Here is an 18,329-nt window from a genome sequence, read left to right as displayed (position 1 = left end):
ACACCCGGTCGACCGGTCCGACGGGCGTAAAGCGCGCGATTATATATAAAACACCGCGCGAATTCTACCAGCTTGTTGGGTTCATTCTCGGTTTTTGATCTGGGTCGTCGCCCGTTCCACGAAATCGGCCACCAGCATGGCGCCGAGATCCTCACCATTTCGGGTGCGAACGGCCACCGTGCCATCAGCCATCTCGCGATCGCCGACTACCAGCAAATAGGGCACACGTTGCATTGTGTGCTCCCTGATCTTGTAGCCGATCTTTTCATTTCTCAAGTCCGTATCGACTCGTATGCCGGCATCCCGCAGGGTATGCGCCAGCGCCGATGCGTATTCGGCCTGGGCATCGGTAATGTTGAGAACAACCGCTTGCGTCGGCGACAGCCAGACCGGCATCGAGCCCGCATGGTGTTCGATGAGAATACCAATGAAGCGCTCGAGAGAACCTAGTATCGCACGGTGCAGCATGACCGGCACCTGCCGATCGCCGTTTTCGTCGACATATCCCGCGCCCAGGCGCTCGGGCATGGAGAAATCCAGCTGCATGGTGCCGAGTTGCCAGACGCGATTGAGACAGTCGCGCAGCGAGAACTCGATCTTGGGGCCGTAGAACGCGCCCTCGCCCGGCTGCAGCTCGAAATCCAGGCCCTTGTCCTCCAGACATTTCTGCAGCGCGGCCTCGGACTTGTCCCAGATCTCGTCGGAGCCGACACGCTTGTCCGGGCGCGTCGACAGCTTGATCAGCACCTCGTCGAAGCCGAAGTCGGCATAGACCTCGTAGAGCAGGTCCGTGAACCTGGACACCTCTTCGCCCACCTGCGCCTCGGTGCAGAAGATATGCGCATCGTCCTGGGTAAAACCGCGCACGCGCATCAACCCGTGCAGCGTGCCCGAGGCCTCGTTGCGATGACAGGAGCCGAACTCGGCCAACCGCAGCGGCAGATCGCGATAGCTCTTCAGGCCGCGATTGTAGATCTGCACGTGGGCCGGGCAATTCATCGGCTTGACCGCGAACTGGCGATCCTCCGAACCGGTGATGAACATGTCGTCGGCAAACTTCTCGGCGTGGCCGGATTTCTCCCACAACGACAGATCGATCAGCGACGGGGTATGGACTTCTTTATAGCCCTCGCGATCCAGGCGCGCGCGGATGTAGTCGGTGATCTGTAGATAGATCTGCCAGCCGCGATCGTGCCAGAAGATCATGCCCGGCGCTTCTTCCTGGATATGAAACAGATCCTGCTTGCGGGCGATCAGCCGATGATCGCGCTTCCTGGCTTCCTCGAGGAAGGCCAGATGCGCTTTCAGCTCCTTCTCACTGGCCCAGGCGGTACCGTAGATGCGGGTGAGCATCTCGTTGTCGGAGTCGCCGCGCCAGTAGGCGCCGGCGACACTCATCAGCTTGAAGTGGCGCAAGTGCCGCGAGTTGGGCACGTGCGGACCGCGGCACATGTCCACGTAGTCTTCGTGGTGATACAGCGCAATGGTCTCGCCTTCCGGGATCTCGCGCACGATCGCCTGCTTGTAAGGTTCGTTGCGATCCACGAACGTCGCCAACGCCTTGTCACGCGTGACCACTTCGCGGATTACCTCGTGATCGCGCTTGGCCAGTTCGTGCATGCGCGCCTCGATCGCCTCGAGATCGTCGGGCGTGAGCGCGCGGCCGATGTTGATGTCGTAATAAAAACCGTCATCGATGACCGGCCCGATGGCCATCTGCACGTCGGGATACATCGTCTTGAGCGCCTGGCCGAGCAGATGCGCACAGGAGTGGCGGATGATGTCGAGCCCGTCCGGCTCGCGTGCCGTGACCAGTTCGACTTTCGCGTCATGATCGATGGGCACGGAGGCATCGGCCAGTTCGCCATCGATGCGCGCGGCAAGCGTGGCCCTGGCCAGGCCGGCGCCGATCGACTCGGCGACCTGCATGCCGGTCACAGCCTGATCGAACTGTTTGACGGTACCGTCGGGAAGCGTGATGGCGGGCATCGCGATATCCTACTCAGTGGCGGCCGATACGAAGAGCCGCGTGCATGGCCGACCCGAGCGGGCCGCTGAAAGCAAAAAAGCCGCCGGCGAGAGCCGACGGCTGATTCTTCGATTCTGGTAGGCGCGGCCGGATTCGACAACACCGCACCAGCGGTGTAGCGCGACCGCAGGGAGTCCGAAGGATCGCCTTCGCGAGAAGGCGACAACCGCGACCCGAAGGGTCGCTGGTGAGAATCCCACGATCTATCGCCACACTACAATCCACGGCTTTCACCGCGAATCAGCGAAAGTGGTAGGCGCGGCCGGATTCGAACCAGCGACCTCTACCATGTCAAGGTAGCGCTCTAACCAACTGAGCTACGCGCCTGCTGAGGTGCGAAAAGATACCGGCATCCGTCGGTTTCGGCAACCCCTTGCTGGAAAAATTCTCGAAAACCCGGACTTGGCGTACCTATCGCCGCCAGCGGCGAAGCAGCCGCGGCGACTACCCCGCCTTCGCCGGCAGTTCCAGCGCATACTCGCGGATCTTGCCGATGCGGTCGCGGATCCGGCCGGCCTCCTCGAATTCGAGATTCTCGGCGTGCTTGAACATCTGCTTCTCGAGCTTCTCGATCTCCTTGGCCAACTGGCTTGCCGACATCTTGGCGTAGTCGGCGCCGACCTCGGCAACTTTTTTCTTCTCCTTGACCTGGCTGTAGTCCTCGTAACCGTGGCGCATCACGTCGGCGACCGCCTTCTGGATGGTCTTGGGCGTGATGCCATGCTCTTCGTTGAAGGCGATCTGCTTGGCGCGCCGGCGTTCGGTTTCGTCGATCGCCCGACGCATGGAGCCGGTGATCTGATCGGCATAGAGAATCGCGCGGCCCTCGACATTGCGGGCCGCACGGCCCATGGTCTGGATCAGCGAACGCTCGGCCCGCAGGAAGCCTTCCTTGTCGGCATCGAGCACGCCCACCAGCGCCACTTCCGGGATATCCAGCCCCTCGCGCAGCAGGTTGATCCCCACCAGCACGTCGAACTCGCCGAGACGCAGATCGCGAATGATCTCGCTGCGCTCGACGGTGTCGATGTCCGAGTGCAGATAACGCACCGCCACCCCGGCTTCGTGCAGGTATTCCGTCAGATCCTCGGCCATGCGCTTGGTGAGTGTGGTCACCAGCACACGCTGCTTTTTCGTGACCACGGTCTGAATCTCGGACAGCAGATCGTCGACCTGGGTCTCGGCCGGGCGAATCTCGACCTCCGGATCCACCAGGCCAGTCGGCCGCACCACCTGTTCAACGGTGTTGTCGGTGTGTTCGAGTTCATACGGCCCCGGCGTAGCCGAGACATAGATCCGCTGCGGCGCCACCCGCTCGAACTCCTCGAACTTGAGCGGGCGATTGTCCAGCGCCGATGGCAGGCGGAAACCGTATTCGACCAGTGTCTCCTTGCGCGCGCGGTCGCCCTTGTACATGCCGCCGATCTGCGGCACGGTCACATGCGACTCGTCCAGCACCATAATCGCGTCGTCCGGCAGGTAATCCAGCAGACACGGCGGCGGCTCGCCCGGCGCCCGCCCCGACAGATAGCGCGAGTAGTTCTCGATACCGGAACAGAAGCCGATCTCGTTGATCATCTCCAGGTCGAACAGCGTGCGCTGCTCGATGCGCTGGGCCTCGATCAGCTTGCCCACCGACTGGAAATACTTCACGCGCTCCTGCATCTCGGCCTTGATCGAATCCATCGCGCCCACGATGCGCTCACGCGGGGTCACGTAATGAGTCTTTGGATAGATCGTCAGGCGCGGCACCTTGCGGTTGACCGTCCCGGTCAACGGATCGAAGAACGACAACCGCTCGATCTCGTCATCGAACAGTTCGATGCGCACGGCCTCCTCATCCTCTTCGGCCGGAAACACATCGATGATCTCGCCGCGCACGCGATAGGTGCCGCGCTCGAGCGTCATGTCGTTCCGGGTGTACTGCAGCTCAGTCAGGCGCTTGACCAGATCGCGCTGACCGATCTGCTCGCCTTCGTCCAGATGCAGGACCATGGCGAAATAAGCCTGCGGGTCGCCCAGGCCGTAGATTGCCGACACCGAGGCCACAACGATCGTGTCGCGGCGCTCGATCAGCGCCTTGGTCGCCGACAACCGCATCTGCTCGATGTGCTCGTTCATCGACGAATCCTTCTCGATGAAGGTATCCGACGACGGCACATACGCCTCGGGCTGGTAATAGTCATAGTAGGAGACGAAGTACTCCACGGCGTTGTCCGGGAAGAACTCCTTCATCTCCCCGTACAACTGCGCCGCCAGCGTCTTGTTCGGCGCCATGATCAGCATCGGCCGGCCGGCCTTCATGGCGACGTTGGCCATGGTGAAGGTCTTGCCCGAACCGGTCACGCCCAGCAGCACCTGATGCGCAAGGCCATCGTCCAGCCCTTCCACCAGGCCCTCGATCGCAGCCGGCTGATCGCCGGCGGGCGCCCAATTCGCTTTAAGTTGCAGTCCGTTGCTCATAGCTCCAACCATTGGCCCGGAAACGGGCGATTACAAGGCGTTGCGATACGCGCCGCGCCGCGTCGTCGAGGCACCGGCGGGCGAGCTCCAAGCGCATGCATACAACCGGATTCCCGGCGCGACAAACGATTTGCCGACACAGGCTTGCCAATCGGGATTTCATCGCCTAGGATACGCGTCCTTCGCCGCCGTGCGGTGAAGAAATTCCCCGGTAGCTCAGTTGGTAGAGCGGGTGACTGTTAATCACTAGGTCGGCGGTTCGAGCCCGTCCCGGGGAGCCAGACAGCAAGGGCATGGAGCGTTCTCCATGCCCTTTTTTATTGCGATAGCCAAGGTCTCACGGCCCATACGCGCGCGCCGGCGCCACCACTCGATCGATACGATTTCGTGCGCTGGCCCGGTCATCACTGTTTAAACTGGCGCCTCCGGCCCCGGCCCATCGGAACAGCGATGCCCGACCGCCCTGAACGAGCCTGCATGACCGATCGCAATCACATCTTTCCGGTGCATACCGACTTTCCGGACGACAATGCGTCCGCCCGGCTGATTCTCGAGCATCTTTTCGAAGACCTGCCCGAAGCCGTCATGATAGGCAGCCCGGATCGCCGGCTGGCCATGGTCAACGCGGCGGCCGCGCGCTTGTTCCGCTGCGGCAAGGCGGATCTCGTGGGCCAGCCGGCCTCGCTGCTCTACGCCAACGAGACCGACTTCCGCGAGCAAGGCGAGAAGCGCTTCAACCTGCATGGCGGCCACGCGCGACACGATCAATACCTCGTGCGCTACCGGCGACACGATGGCAGCGTTTTCACCGGCGAAACCATCGGCGGCCCAATCAACGACAGCCAGGGCCGGGTGACGCTGTTCATGGTGATCATCCGCGATGTCACCGAGAAGCTGGCCAGCGACAACGTGCTGGAACGGCTGTATACCATCAGTTCCAACCCGGAGCTGTCGTTCGAACAATCACGCGGCGCCATCCTTGAGCTCGGCTGCGAATACTTCGGCATGCCCGTGGGCATCGTCAGCCGAATCCACAACAACCGCTATGAAGTAGTGGACGTGGTGGACGCCCACGGTTCCGTCCAGCCGGGCCAGGTTTACGATGTACGCGACACGCATTGTTTCGAGATCGTGTCGCGACGCGGCCCGTACGCGGCGGATCGATCGACGCATCCGGAGATCTGCGATCACCCGGCCTACCAGCGCTTCGGTATTGCCTCGTATATCGGGGCACCGCTTAATATCCGCGGCCAGTTCGTCGGTGCGATCGGGTTTTCCAGCTCGGAATCGACCAAGGCATTTACCGATCACGATCTCAAGCTCGTGAGCATGTTCGGGCAATGGCTCAGTCACGAGATGGATCGCAACGAGACACTGCGCGAATTACGCCAGGCGCATGACCAGTTGCAGCGCGTGGCGAGCCAGGACGAGCTGACCGGCCTCGGCAATCGGCGCGAACTTACTGACCGCATCCGGCGCGAACTCGACCGTGGGCGCCGCCAGGGTCGATCCCTCGGCGTGGCGCTGTTCGACTTCGATCATTTCAAGCAGATCAACGACCATTACGGTCATGCCACCGGCGATGCTGCGCTGCAGTTGTTCGCAAGACGGGCGACGGCGCGGCTGCGCGGGACCGACGTGCTCGGGCGTTGGGGCGGTGAGGAATTCCTGTTGCTGCTGCCCGACGCAACCGCGGAGACGGCGACCCGTGTGGTCGAGCGTTTGCTCGAAGCACTGCGCTCCGCCGATTTCCGACCCGGGCCGGACCGGATTGCGCTGTCGGTCAGCGCTGGGCTCACGCTGACAGACTGCCACGAGGATATCGACGATATCCTCAAGCGGGCCGATCGCGCGCTCTATCGGGCCAAGCGTGCCGGCCGCGATCGGTTCGTTCTACTGGAACGCGATGCCCGGCCCGACGCTCAGGCCAGAAACGCGAAGTAGCCGACGAAGATCACGAACAGCGCATAAAGAATCGGGTGCAACTCGCGCCCTCGCCCACTGACCACCATGGTCACCGGATACACCACCAGGCCGAGCGCGATACCGTTGGCGATGCTGTAGGTCACGGGCATCGTGATCAAGGTCAGGAACGCGGGCACCGCGATCTCGAGACGCTGCCATTGGATCTCGCCGAGCGACGACACCATGAGCACACCGACGATGATGAGCGCCGGCGCGGTGACACTCGACGTCACCACGGAAAGCAAAGGCGAGAAGAACAACGCCAGCACGAACAACGACGCCGTGACCAGCGAGGCAAAGCCGGTGCGCGCGCCGGAGGCGACACCGGCGGTGGATTCGATATAGGACGTCGTCGGCGAAGTCCCGATCACGGCGGAGGCCACGACCGAACCCGAATCCGCGAGCAGCGCCTGGCGCGAGCGCCGGATACGGTTGCCGTCGATCAGCCCGGCCTGGGTTGCCACGGCCATCAGCGTGCCCGCGGTATCGAAGAATTCGACGAACAGGAACGTCAGCACCACCACGAGCAGTTTGAGCGTGAATACATCGCCCGGCGCGTGGAACAGCTGCGTGATGGCTACCCCGAATACCGGCGCCACGCTGGGCACGTGGCCGACGATGGCGTGCGGCGTCGTGATCACGCCCGTGGCCATCCCGAGCAGCGCGGTCAGCACCATGCCGAAGAAGATCGCGCCCGGCAGGCGACGCAACATCAGCACGATCGACGCAAACAGACCGAAGACCGTCAGCAGCGTACCCGGCGTGGTCAGATCGCCAAGGGTGACCAGCGTGGCCTTGTTGTTCACGACGATCCCGGAATCCTCAAAGCCGATCAGCGCGATGAACAGGCCGATGCCGCATGCGGATGCCATCTTCAGATCGACGGGGATGGCATCCAGAATCATCTCGCGCAACCGCAACACGGTGATCAGCACGAAAATCAGGCCCGAAAACAGGACGCCGACCAGCGCCGTCTGCCACGGAACACCCATGCCCAACACCACCGAGTACGCGAAAAAGGCATTGAGCCCCATGCTCGGTGCGATTCCGACCGGGTAACGCGCCACCAGCGCCATCAGCACGCAACCGACGATCGAGGCCAGCGCCGTGGCCGTGAACACCGCGCCCCGGTCCATGCCCGCCGCCGAGAGAATGCTCGGGTTGACGAACATGATGTAGGCCATGGCCAGGAACGTCGTCACACCGCCGACAATCTCGCGCCGGTAGTCGGTGCCCTCGCGACCAAACTCGAAGAAGCGTGCGACCGGATCCCGGTCGGTGGCAGCGGCTGCGGCATCGTCGCCGGGCTGGGTCATCGGTACATGCTCCTGTCACGGCAGCCACGGCCGCTGGCGTAATGGGGCACGGCCGTGACCGCGCCGCTTGCGTGCCAGGCCGATCCGCACCCGCCACCGGCGCGCGACGCCCCGGGCTCAGTCTTCGGCCAGCGGATGCCGGAGAATAATGGTGTCGGCCCGGTCCGGCCCGGTCGATACGATGTCGATCGGCACGCCGGTGATCTCGGCCAGCCGATCCAGATAGGCACGCGCGTTGGCCGGCAGCGCCGTGTAATCGCGCAGGCCGACGGTGGATTCCTTCCAGCCCGGCATTTCCTCATAGATGGGCTCGCAGCTGGCCAGCGCCTCGGCCCCCGCCGGCGGCACACTCAATGTTTCATCACCGCAGCGATAGCCGGTGCAGAGTCGGATGGCGTCCAGCCCGTCGAGTACGTCGAGCTTGGTGATGCACAGGCCCGACAGGCTGTTGTTGAACGCCGCGCGCCGCAGGCCGACGGCATCGAACCAGCCGCAGCGACGCGGTCGGCCCGTGACCGCCCCGAACTCGGCGCCCTTGTCGGCGAGATGCTTGCCGTAATGATCGTCCAGTTCGGTCGGGAATGGGCCGGAACCGACCCGCGTGGTATAGGCCTTGACCACGCCCAGCACATAATCGAAATACGTCGGGCCGACGCCGGAGCCCGTCGACGCCCCGCCGGCGGTAGTGTTCGACGACGTCACGAACGGATAGGTGCCGTGGTCGACGTCGAGCAGCGCCCCCTGGGCCCCCTCGAACAGAATGGACTCATCGGCCACATAGGCCCGGCGCAGCAACTCGACGACATCGGCGACCATCGGGCGAATCTGCTCGGCGTGTTCGAGTGCCTGGTCGAGTGTCTGCTGAAAATCGACCGGCGCCTGGCCGAGATAATTCTTGAGCACGAAATTATGGAAATCGAGCGCCTCGCCCAGCTTGGATGCCAGCAGCTCGCGCCGGAACAGGTCGGACACGCGTACCGCGCGCCGGGCGACCTTGTCCTCGTAGGCCGGGCCGATACCCCGCCCGGTCGTGCCGATGGCGGTCTTGCCGCGCGCGGCTTCGCGCGCCTTGTCGAGTGCGATGTGATACGGAAGGATCAGCGGACAGGCCGGGCTGATGCGCAGTTTGTCGCGCACCGGCACGCCGCGGGCGTCAAGCTCGCCCATCTCCTCCAGCAACGCGTCCGGCGACAGCACCACACCGTTGCCGATGTAGCACGTCACCCCGTCGTGCAGAATGCCGGACGGAATCAGCCGCAGGATCGTCTTCTCGCCGTTGATGACGAGCGTATGCCCGGCGTTGTGGCCGCCCTGAAAGCGCACGACATGCCGGGTGCGATCGGTGAGCAGATCGACAATCTTGCCCTTGCCCTCATCGCCCCATTGGCTGCCGATGACAATGACCCGTTTACCCATGTTGCCTATCCCCTAGCGGACGGACCTGCCAGGTGCCGTCGATCTGTTCCAGAATGCGATCGCAGCCCGAACCGGTGGTTTCGGGATGTGCGGGCGTGGCGACCACCACGCGCTCGCCGCACGCCCGCAGGCGCCGGATTTCGGCGAGTAATGATTCGTCGTCGTTGTCGGACGGCGCGAAAATGCCGCCGGCCGGCCGATCATCGGTGAAATCGCCGAGGGCAGCCAGCAGATTGAGATCGGCCGAGAAGCCGGTTGCCGGCCGCGGCCGGCCGAAAGCCGAGCCGACATCGTCGTAGCGACCGCCGCGCGCCAGTTCCCGGCCGAGCCCGGGGGCGAACGCGGCGAACAACAATCCGGTCTTGTAGCGATAACCGCGCAGCTCGGCCAGATCGACGAACAATGGCATGTCCGGATAATGCGCCTCGATCAGCGCGACCATGGCGGCCGTTTCGTCCAGCGCATGATCGATGCCTTCATCGATCCCACCGAGCGCGGTGCGTGCCGCATCCAGTACCGACGCCGGACCGTTGAGCCCGATCAGCGTGGCGAGACGGTCGTGCAACGATGCCCCGAGCCGCCCGTCCGCGGCCAGGCGGTCGAGATCGGGCCGCGACTTGCGCTGGACCACGTCGAACAGCGTGGGCTCGAAATCGGCCGAGACGCCGGCGAGCGCCACCAGTCGACGGTAGATGGCCACGTGACCGAGATCCAGATAGGCCCGCTCGATACCCATGCCGTGCAGCGTCTCCAGCATCAGCGACACGATCTCGAGATCGCTGTGCAGATGGGCGTCGCCGAATTTCTCCACCCCGACCTGCAGCGGCGAGCGCGAGCCGCCCGGTTCGTCCGGGCGGGTGCGCAGCACGCTGCCGATATAGCAGTAGCGCGCGGGGCCGGTCGCAGCCAGCCGGTGCGCATCGATGCGCGTGGCCTGGGTCGTCATGTCGGATCGGACGCCCATCATGCGGCCGTTGAGCTGATCGGTCAGCTTGAACGTATGCAGATCCAGCTCATGCCCGGCGCCGGTGAGCAAGGAATCGAGATATTCAATCAGCGGCGGCCGAATGAGTTCGTAGCCCCAGCGCCAGTAAAGATCAAGCAACGCCCGGCGTGCCGCCTCGAGCCGCCACGATTCCGGCGGGACCGTCTCCTGAACGCCTTCCGGCAGTAACCAACGTTTGGATTGCATGGCTCTAAAAATGGTGTAGAAACTGCAGCGCCACGACGCCGACGGCGATCATCACGGCCCCAAAGATACGCAACTGGCGTGGCGCGACATCGGCCAGCCGCATGACCGTCTCACGCCAGCGCTCCGGCGCGATGAAGGGCATCAGCCCCTCGATCACGCAGACGAGCGCCAAAGCGCGCAACAGGTCGGCCCACATCGTCGGCGGCTGCTATTTCTGGTGGCCGGCGCCCGCGGCGAGCGCGGGATTGAAGTACTTGAAAAGCTTGCCATCGGGCTTGAGCAGCAGGACATCGTTGTCGCCGATGTTCTGCCGGTAGACCTGCAAACTGCGATAGAAGCTGTAGAAGCCCGGGTCCTTCTTGTAGGCATCGGCATAGACCTGTGCCGCCTTGGCATCGCCCTGGCCCCGGATCGACTCGGCCTGCTTGTAGGCCTTGGCCAGCACCACCGTACGCTCGCGCTCGGCATCGGAACGAATTTCCTTGGCCGCCGCGTCGCCCTGCGCGCGCAGCGTACGGATCACTTCCTGGCGCTCCGAGCGCATGCGCTCGTAGACCGTGTCGCTGACCTTGGACGGCAGATCGAGCTTCATGATGCGCACATCCCTCACATCGATGCCGAGCTGCTTGGCCGCCTGGTTCACCTGTACCTGAACCGCGGCGACGATCTCGTTCCGGTCATCGCCGACGGCCTGCCGGATGGTGCGCTTGGAAAACTCGGCCAGCAAATCGTTCTGCACGGACTCGGTCAACAGGCTGCGTGCCCGGTCGGCGTTGCCGTGGGTCGACAGGTAGTACTTCACCGGCTTGGCGATCTGCCATTTGACGAAGTAATCCACCGACAGGTTCTTGTTCTCCGAGGTCAGCACGCGGTGGATATCCCCGGTCAGCGTCATCACGCGGCGATCGAAACGATGCACCTGCTGCACGAACGGCATCTTGAAATGCAGGCCGGGCTGGTACTGGGAACCGATGATTTTACCCATCTGCACCACCACCACGCGCTGGCGTGGCGTCACCACAAACACCGAGTCATAGGCCACATAGGCCGCGATGACGACGACGATCAGAGCAAAAATCTGCTTGCCATTCATGAGTTGCGGCTCCGGCTGCGCAGGTTGTCGACGTTCGAGCCGGAGTTGCCGCTCGTACTCGAACCGTTGCCGCTACCGTTGTCACCCGACTGACTGGGCAGGGGCGGGGACGCGTTAGCGCTGCCGCTCGAACCGGATTCGCCGGTGTTGGCAGATTTCTTCGAACCCGTCGACTTGCCGAGAATCTTGTCCAGCGGCAGATAACTCATCGAATTCGACGACCCGTCGTTGAGGATCAGATGAGAGGCCGACAGCACGTCGCCCATGGTCTCCAGATACAGCCGCTCGCGGGTCACCTGGGGCGCCTTCTGGTACTGAGCGAGCAAGTCGGAGAAGCGGGCCGCCTGGCCCTCGGCGCGGTTGATCTTGCGCTGCTTGTAAGCGCGCGCCTGGGCAATGATCTGCGCCTTGTCGCCCTGGGCGCGCGCCACGATATCGCGGGCGTAGGCACGGGCGATGTTCTTGGCGCGCTCTTCTTCCTCACGCGCCTTGATGGCCTCCTGGAAGGCGCCCTGCACCTGCTCCGGCGGCTGGGCGTACTGCACGTTGACCGCAAGAATGTGGATACCCGCGTTATATTTATTCAGCGTGTACTGCATGATCCGGCGCACGTTGTCCGGCAGCTTCGCACGCGAGCGATCGGTAATCTGCGGGTATTCGTTCTGCTTCTGCTTGATCTGGCTGGCCAGCTTCTTGTCCATATTCTTCAGCCCGTTCTTCTTCTTGGGCTGACCGGAGTTCTCCTTGAGGTCGACATGGGCCAGCGCCTTGTTGTCGAGCTGGTTGACCTGAACCCCTTCCTGGATCACCTGATTCATGTCCGAGGTGCCGACGATCTCGCGCACCGCCGAACGCAGCACCTGCTGCACGGTGTTCTCGGGATCCTGCAACTGGAACAGATAGCTCATGGCATCCGCAATGCGGTACTGCACCGAGACCTCGACATCGACGATATTCTCGTCCTTGGTCAACATGACCGCGCGATTGCTGGTCCGACGCACCTGGTGCGTGTCGACCTTGGACACCGTGCTGATCGGGTACGGCAAATGCCAGTGCCAGCCGGCGTCGGCGGTGTGTGTATACGCCCCCAATCGCAGCACGACGCCCTTCTCGCCCGGCTGCACGACGTAAAGCCCGGTGGCCAGCCAGATCACGAGGACGACCGGGACGAGCGCGACGAATACCCCGCCGCCGATGCCGCCCCCGCCATTGCTGCCGCCGCCGCCGGAGCCACCGCCGCCGCGCTTGCCGGAAAAGCGCTCACGAAAGCGCTTCCAGATCTGGTCGAGGTCCGGCGGTCCGCCGCCGTTGCCGCCACTGTTGTTGCGGTTGCCCCCGCCCCACGGATCCTTGCCCTTGCCGGGCTCGTTCCACGCCATGCTAGAAAGCCTCTGATCGAGTCGATGGCACGGCTTGCACACTGCCGCGCCCCTCGCGTTCACATCGGGCGGCCGCTTCAGGGCGCCCGCCCGTTTTCGCGCGCACGCGCATCGGCCGTTTGCCGGTCAATCCCTGAGTGAACAAGCCGCTCTCCTTGACTGTCACCGATCGCACACAGGGCCGTGGAGCGGCCCGCAGCAGCGCAACCCGGCATAACGATGCGTGAACGGCCTGCGATTTTCCCGCAAGTCTATAGTCCGCCCGAAACCCTGTCGAACGTTGTGCCCCGGAAACACGCACATCAAGCCGGCCGGCGGGGGACGCGCGCTTCGGCGAGGCGCTCGACGTCCGGGCGTACGGGGCGGCGATCGATGAGCACGTCACCGAATACCAGCCCGGCCTGGGCCACCACACGCTCCAGATCCGCCTGCGATGCGGTCACCGAGACCAACGCATCGCCGTTGTCGGCATAACGTTCCTCGCCGACCACGCCGAGCTCATAGAGCTGGGAGCGCAACCAGCCGGCGGCCGGTGGCACGCGTAGCGTTCCGACCACCGTATCCGGGTAGCAAAAAGCAGCCAGTGCATGGCGAAGCTCATCCAGGCCTTCGCCGGTCACCGCCGAGACATAGACCCGCACCGGCCGCCCATGAGCGTCGTATTCAACGCGGGGCGGCTCATCGTCGAGCAGATCGACCTTGTTGAAGACCTCGAGCTGCGGCACGTCGCCCGCGCCGATATCGCCAAGCACACCGTTGACCTCGCGGGCATGCGCCCGCCGCTCGCTGTCGGCCACGTCGATCACGTGCACCAGCACGTCGGCCTCGCGTGTCTCCTCGAGCGTCGCGCGGAACGCAGCCACCAGTTCATGCGGCAGATCGCGGATGAAGCCGACCGTATCGGCCACGATCAGGGGCTCGCCCACCGGCACGTCCATGCGTCGCAGGGTCGGATCGAGGGTTGCGAACAGCTGGTCGGCAGCATAGATCGTCTCGCCGGTCAGTCGATTGAACAGCGTCGACTTGCCGGCATTGGTATAACCGACCAGCGACACCACCGGGGTTCGCGTGCGCCGGCGCGACGCCCGGCCCTGGTCACGCCGGGCCAGCACCTTGTCCAGACGGGAGCGCAGCAGCTTGATACGGTCATTGAGCAGGCGACGGTCGGTCTCGAGCTGGGTCTCGCCCGGCCCGCGCAGACCGATACCGCCCTTCTGCCGCTCGAGATGGGACCAGCCGCGCACCAGGCGCGTGGCCAGGTGTTGCAACTGGGCCAGCTCCACTTGCAGCTTGCCCTCGTGAGAGCGTGCCCGCCGCGCAAAGATATCCAGGATCAGACCGGCACGATCGAGCACCCGCGCGTTCATGCGCTTTTCAAGATTGCGCTCCTGGCTGGGCGACAGATCGTGGTTGAACACCACCAATTCGGCGCCGTATTCAGCCACGGCGGCGGCAATTTCGTCGGCCTTGCCGCCGCCGATGAAGAAACGCGGATCCGGAACCCGGCGCGAGCCGCCGACATGACACAACACATGGGCGCCCGCGGATTCCACGAGTTCACGAAATTCCTGATCCGCGGCCTCGTACTCGTCGATGCCGAAGGCGATATGGACGATCACGGCCGCCTGGCCGGTGGGCGGCCGCTCAAACATGCGCTTGAACCCTAGCTATCGTCGGACTCCTGCGACATTTCGTCGCGCACTTCATTGCGGACGTTGCGCGACGGCACGATGGTGGAAATCGCATGCTTGTACACCATCTGATTGACGGCATTACGCAACAGCACCACAAACTGGTCAAAAGATTCGATCTGCCCCTGCAGCTTGATGCCGTTGACGAGATAGATCGACACCGGCACACGCTCTTTGCGCAAGGCGTTGAGGAATGGTTCTTGTAATGTTTGGCCTTTTGCCATGGAACAGACTCCACAAAGTCGGGGGGACAAAAAAGATCAAGAAAATATTAGCATGATTTCAGGTCGCACCGGCCGCCGTTTCGACGAGCCGCCGCGCCCGGATTTTCATTGTGTCGTCGTCGCTCGCGAGCCAGGGCGCATCGTCGAGAGAACGCAGCCAGGTGAGCTGTCGCTTGGCCAGCTGACGTGAGGCGATCACGGCCCGGTCCACGGCCTCGTCCAGGCCGAACATGCCGTCCAATGACTGCCACAGCTGACGATAGCCAACGGCTCGCATCGCAGGTTGCGCTAGATCGAGATCGGGACGAGCATGAAGCTTTTCAACCTCTGCAAAAAATCCCGCGGCCATCATCAGGCCAAAGCGCTTGGAAATATTGCGATGCAAGCGTTCGCGCGTGCTCGGCGCGACGATCATTTTGTGAATCGACCACGGCAGATCGGCCGCGCCGCTGCTTGCGTGCAGCACGCTCGGCGCCTGCCCGGTCAGCGCATGAATCTCCAGCATGCGCTGAATGCGCTGGGCGTCGTTGGGATGGATGCGTGCCGCGGTCGGCGGGTCGATACGCGCCAGGCGCGCGTGCAGCGCCGCCCAACCCCGTTCCGCGGCCTCTTGGGTCAGACGGGCACGCAGCGCGGGGTCGCGTCCCGGCATGTCGGACAGGCCATGCTCGAGCGCCCGGAAATACAACGACGTGCCGCCGACCAGAAGCGGCAGACGCCCGGCGGCATGAATCCGCTCGATCTCGGCCCGGGCGTCGCGGACGAAATCGGCCGCCGAGTAGGCCTCGGCCGGGTCGCGGATATCGATCAGCGCATGCGGCGCGCGCGCCAGGGTCGCCGCGTCCGGCTTGGCCGTGCCGATGTCCATGCCGCGATAAACCATGGCCGAATCCACCGACACGATCTCGGCATTCATCGACGCGACCAGATCGATGGCGAGCCCGGTCTTGCCGGACGCGGTCGGGCCCAGGATGAAGACAACCGGCGGTTTATCCGACATCGCTACTGGCCACGCATGAACAGCCGATCCAGCCCCGCGCGGTCGACGCTGACCCAGCTCGGACGGCCATGATTGCAGTGCCCGGCCCGGTCGGTGTGTTCCATGTCCCGCAGCAGCGCGTTCATCTCGGCAATCGTTAGCCGTCGCCCGGCCTTGACCGCCGCCTTGCAGCCCATGTCCGCGAGGATGTCGTCGAGGACATCACGCACCGCATCCGCCCCGCGCGGGCCGCCGTCCAGCTCGGCGATCACGTCGCGCGCCACGGCCAGATAATCGCGATCGGCCAGCAGCGCCGGCACCCCACGCAGCATGGCGCTGGTCGGCCCGCTGCGCCCCAGCTCGAAACCCACCTCGGCCAGCAGTTCGGCGCGACGCTCCACGACCGCCGCCTCGCTCTCCGACAGCGACAGCGTCTCGGGCACGAGCAGACGCTTGCACTGGATGCGCCCGGCCGAGAACTCGGCCTTGAGCTGCTCGTACAACACCCGCTCGTGGGCGGCATGCATGTCGACCAGAACGAGCCCTTCGGCGTTCTGGGCCAGAATATAGATGTCGTGCAGCTGGCCGATCGCATAACCCAGCGGGGGCGTTTCCTCCTCATTCGCCGGCGCGCGGGGGGCCGGCGTCTCGACGTCGCGCGCGGGCACATCGTGGTTACCGGGCGCGGCGGCTGGCGACGCCGGCTGCTGGAAGCGATAGCTGGCGGCTGTCTCGGCGAGGCCGGGCCGTGCCGGCTGTGCCCCGAAGTGCAATCCACGCGGGGTCATCGGTCGCTGCGGCGTCGATGACTCGACGGCGCCGGGCGCCGGCGCCAACTCGACGGTTCGCGCCTCGTGCGGACGCGCCTCCACCGCGGCCAGCGCCCGCGAGACACTGCGATGGATGAAATCGTGCACCAGCCGCGACTGGCGGAACCGCACCTCGGCCTTGGCCGGATGCGCGTTGACGTCGACCTGGCGCGGATCGAGCGTCAGATACAAGACATAGGCGGGATGGCGTTGATTGTGCAGCAGATCGCGGTAGGCCAATCGCACCGCATGGTTGAACACCTTGTCGCGGATCGGCCGGCCATTGACGAAGCTGTACTGGCGATCCGCCTGCCCGCGTGAGAAACCCGGCGTGGCGATCCAGCCGGTCAGGCGTAGGCCGGCCGCCGATTCGTCCACGGCCACGGCGTGATCATCGAATTCGCCGCCCAGAACATGCGCCACGCGTCGCTTGCGGGCATCGGCGTCGCCACAGGCACCCAGCGCCGCCGATTCCACGCCGCCGTGACGCAGGGTGAAAGCGACATCGAAGCGCGACAGGGCCAGTTGATTGAACGCCTGACGGATATGCTTGAACTCGGTCGGTGGCGCGCGCAGGAATTTCCGACGCGCCGGAATCCGGGCGAACAATTCGCGCACCTCCACGCGAGTGCCGGGCGCACCGGCCGCCGGGCGCGCCTGGGTGTCGATGTGCGGCGAAATGGCATAGGCGCGATCGGCGCCGGCGAGCCGCGAGGTCAGCGTCAGCTCTGCGACCGAGGCAATGCTGGCCAGCGCCTCGCCCCGGAAGCCGAGGCTGGCCACCGATTCCAGCGCATCGAGACTGTCGATCTTGCTGGTGGCGTGCCGGGCAACCGCGAGCGGCAGCTCATCGGCACTCACGCCGCAGCCGTCATCCTCGATCAGCATCCGGCGCAGCCCGCCCTCTTCCACGTCCACGGCGATACGGCTGGCGCCCGCGTCCAGACTGTTCTCGACCAGCTCCTTGATGATGGACGCCGGGCGTTCCACAACCTCGCCGGCGGCAATCTGGCTGATCAATCGATCGTCGAGCAGTTGAATAGGCATCACGCAGCCCGCGTCCAAACGCGCATGGGAACCGAAACGGTGCTCAGTGTCCTGTATGTCACCCTGGCTTGGCAAAGCGGGCCGCCGGTTCGCCGCGCATGGGCGGGCAGCGCTCGCCGTGAGCGCGAACGCCCCGGCCTTTTATTGCCGGCGTAGGCCGAAACCGCGACGTACGACGCCAGCGGCAACACGACGGCACGGCCGGCGCCATTGACTGATTCGTTTTCTTGACTCATTCCAGAAAATAACCAATAATCGAGTTGCCATGAGTCGATACCCAGACGCCATCACCGCTGAACTGCGCGAGCGCGGCCTGCGGGTCACCGCCCCGCGCCACGCCGTGCTTGACTGGCTGGTCAGCCATCCGCACGCCACCGTCGAGCAAGTACATCAAGGCGTTTCCGAACGCCTGGGCGCCATCTCGAAACAGGCCGTCTACGACGTGCTGTCGGCGTGCGTGACGGCCGATCTGGTTCGACAAATCAAACCGGCCGGCCACCCGGCCCGGTTCGAGCGGCGCACCGGGGACAATCACCATCACCTGGTATGCCGTGGCTGTGGGCGCGTCGCGGATACCGATTGTCATACCGGGGATGCCCCGTGTCTGACACCCTCGCACGACGAGGGTTTCGACGTGGATGAAGCCGAGATCGTGTTCTGGGGCCTGTGTTCCGAGTGCCAGTCTCGCAAGGATTCAGCGGCGGAGCCTATCGACTGACCGACCGG

14 protein-coding genes and 2 tRNA genes are annotated in these 18,329 nt (G+C 64.3%); 3 read left to right on the top strand and 13 right to left on the bottom strand.

What is annotated here, in order from left to right; translation table 11 throughout:
- Positions 1-81: 81 nt before the first annotated feature.
- The 3 genes from thrS to uvrB all read right to left on the bottom strand — a co-directional run bounded on the left by thrS (position 82) and on the right by uvrB (position 4,492).
- A complete protein-coding gene (gene thrS, locus SALB1_RS13450) occupies positions 82-1,989 on the bottom strand; it encodes a threonine--tRNA ligase (RefSeq protein ID WP_109994329.1) in 1,908 nt (635 codons plus the stop codon).
- A gap of 290 nt (positions 1,990-2,279) precedes the next feature.
- Positions 2,280-2,356, bottom strand: a tRNA-Val gene (locus SALB1_RS13445).
- Positions 2,357-2,473: 117 nt separating this feature from the next.
- A complete protein-coding gene (gene uvrB / locus SALB1_RS13440) occupies positions 2,474-4,492 on the bottom strand; it encodes an excinuclease ABC subunit UvrB (protein ID WP_109994328.1) in 2,019 nt (672 codons plus the stop codon).
- A gap of 205 nt (positions 4,493-4,697) precedes the next feature.
- On the opposite strand from uvrB, the gene SALB1_RS13435 reads away from it, so the two are divergent.
- Both SALB1_RS13435 and SALB1_RS13430 read left to right on the top strand, forming a co-directional pair.
- Positions 4,698-4,773: transfer RNA gene (locus SALB1_RS13435), tRNA-Asn, on the top strand.
- A gap of 196 nt (positions 4,774-4,969) precedes the next feature.
- Positions 4,970-6,436 (top strand): diguanylate cyclase, encoded by a 1,467-nt coding sequence (locus SALB1_RS13430; protein ID WP_158590740.1) that lies wholly within the window; start codon positions 4,970-4,972, stop codon positions 6,434-6,436.
- Here SALB1_RS13430 and SALB1_RS13425 read toward each other — a convergent pair.
- From SALB1_RS13425 to mutL, 10 genes are all read right to left on the bottom strand, one after another.
- Positions 6,415-7,773 (bottom strand): NCS2 family permease, encoded by a 1,359-nt coding sequence (locus SALB1_RS13425; RefSeq protein WP_109994326.1) that lies wholly within the window; start codon positions 7,771-7,773, stop codon positions 6,415-6,417. The two genes, SALB1_RS13430 and SALB1_RS13425, sit on opposite strands and share 22 nt — an antisense overlap.
- A 117-nt stretch (positions 7,774-7,890) precedes the next feature.
- The gene (locus SALB1_RS13420; protein WP_109994325.1) at positions 7,891-9,189 is read right to left on the bottom strand and encodes an adenylosuccinate synthase; all 1,299 of its coding nucleotides are present in this window, start codon (positions 9,187-9,189) and stop codon (positions 7,891-7,893) included.
- Positions 9,182-10,381, bottom strand: a complete 1,200-nt coding sequence (locus SALB1_RS13415; RefSeq protein WP_109994324.1) for an ATP phosphoribosyltransferase regulatory subunit — start codon at positions 10,379-10,381, stop codon at positions 9,182-9,184. The genes SALB1_RS13420 and SALB1_RS13415 overlap by 8 nt, the downstream gene beginning before the upstream one ends.
- A 4-nt stretch (positions 10,382-10,385) precedes the next feature.
- A complete protein-coding gene (locus SALB1_RS13410; protein WP_109994323.1) occupies positions 10,386-10,577 on the bottom strand; it encodes a DUF2065 domain-containing protein in 192 nt (63 codons plus the stop codon).
- A 12-nt stretch (positions 10,578-10,589) separates the two neighbouring features.
- Positions 10,590-11,474: a protease modulator HflC gene (hflC, locus tag SALB1_RS13405; RefSeq protein ID WP_109994322.1), complete on the bottom strand. Its 885-nt coding sequence runs from the start codon at positions 11,472-11,474 to the stop codon at positions 10,590-10,592.
- Positions 11,471-12,853, bottom strand: a complete 1,383-nt coding sequence (hflK, locus tag SALB1_RS13400) for a protease modulator HflK (RefSeq protein WP_109994321.1) — start codon at positions 12,851-12,853, stop codon at positions 11,471-11,473. Before hflK ends, hflC begins: the two co-directional genes overlap by 4 nt.
- A 302-nt stretch (positions 12,854-13,155) precedes the next feature.
- Entirely contained in the window at positions 13,156-14,505 is a 1,350-nt protein-coding gene (gene hflX, locus SALB1_RS13395; protein WP_109994320.1) for a ribosome rescue GTPase HflX, read from the bottom strand.
- Positions 14,506-14,516: 11 nt separating this feature from the next.
- Entirely contained in the window at positions 14,517-14,768 is a 252-nt protein-coding gene (gene hfq, locus SALB1_RS13390) for an RNA chaperone Hfq (RefSeq protein ID WP_109994319.1), read from the bottom strand.
- Between the two features lie 58 nt (positions 14,769-14,826).
- Positions 14,827-15,768, bottom strand: coding sequence for a tRNA (adenosine(37)-N6)-dimethylallyltransferase MiaA (miaA, locus tag SALB1_RS13385; RefSeq protein ID WP_109994318.1), 942 nt, complete (start codon positions 15,766-15,768; stop codon positions 14,827-14,829).
- 2 nt (positions 15,769-15,770) lie between these two features.
- Entirely contained in the window at positions 15,771-17,603 is a 1,833-nt protein-coding gene (mutL, locus tag SALB1_RS13380; RefSeq protein ID WP_109994317.1) for a DNA mismatch repair endonuclease MutL, read from the bottom strand.
- A gap of 265 nt (positions 17,604-17,868) precedes the next feature.
- Here mutL and SALB1_RS13375 point away from each other — a divergent pair, with 265 nt between their 5' ends.
- The gene (locus tag SALB1_RS13375) at positions 17,869-18,321 is read left to right on the top strand and encodes a Fur family transcriptional regulator (RefSeq protein WP_109994316.1); all 453 of its coding nucleotides are present in this window, start codon (positions 17,869-17,871) and stop codon (positions 18,319-18,321) included.
- The last annotated feature ends 8 nt before the right edge of the window (positions 18,322-18,329 follow it).

The organism is Salinisphaera sp. LB1, assembly GCF_003177035.1.
Classification (GTDB): Bacteria; Pseudomonadota; Gammaproteobacteria; order Nevskiales; family Salinisphaeraceae; genus Salinisphaera.
This window is presented reverse-complemented; position numbering and strand designations above follow the sequence as displayed.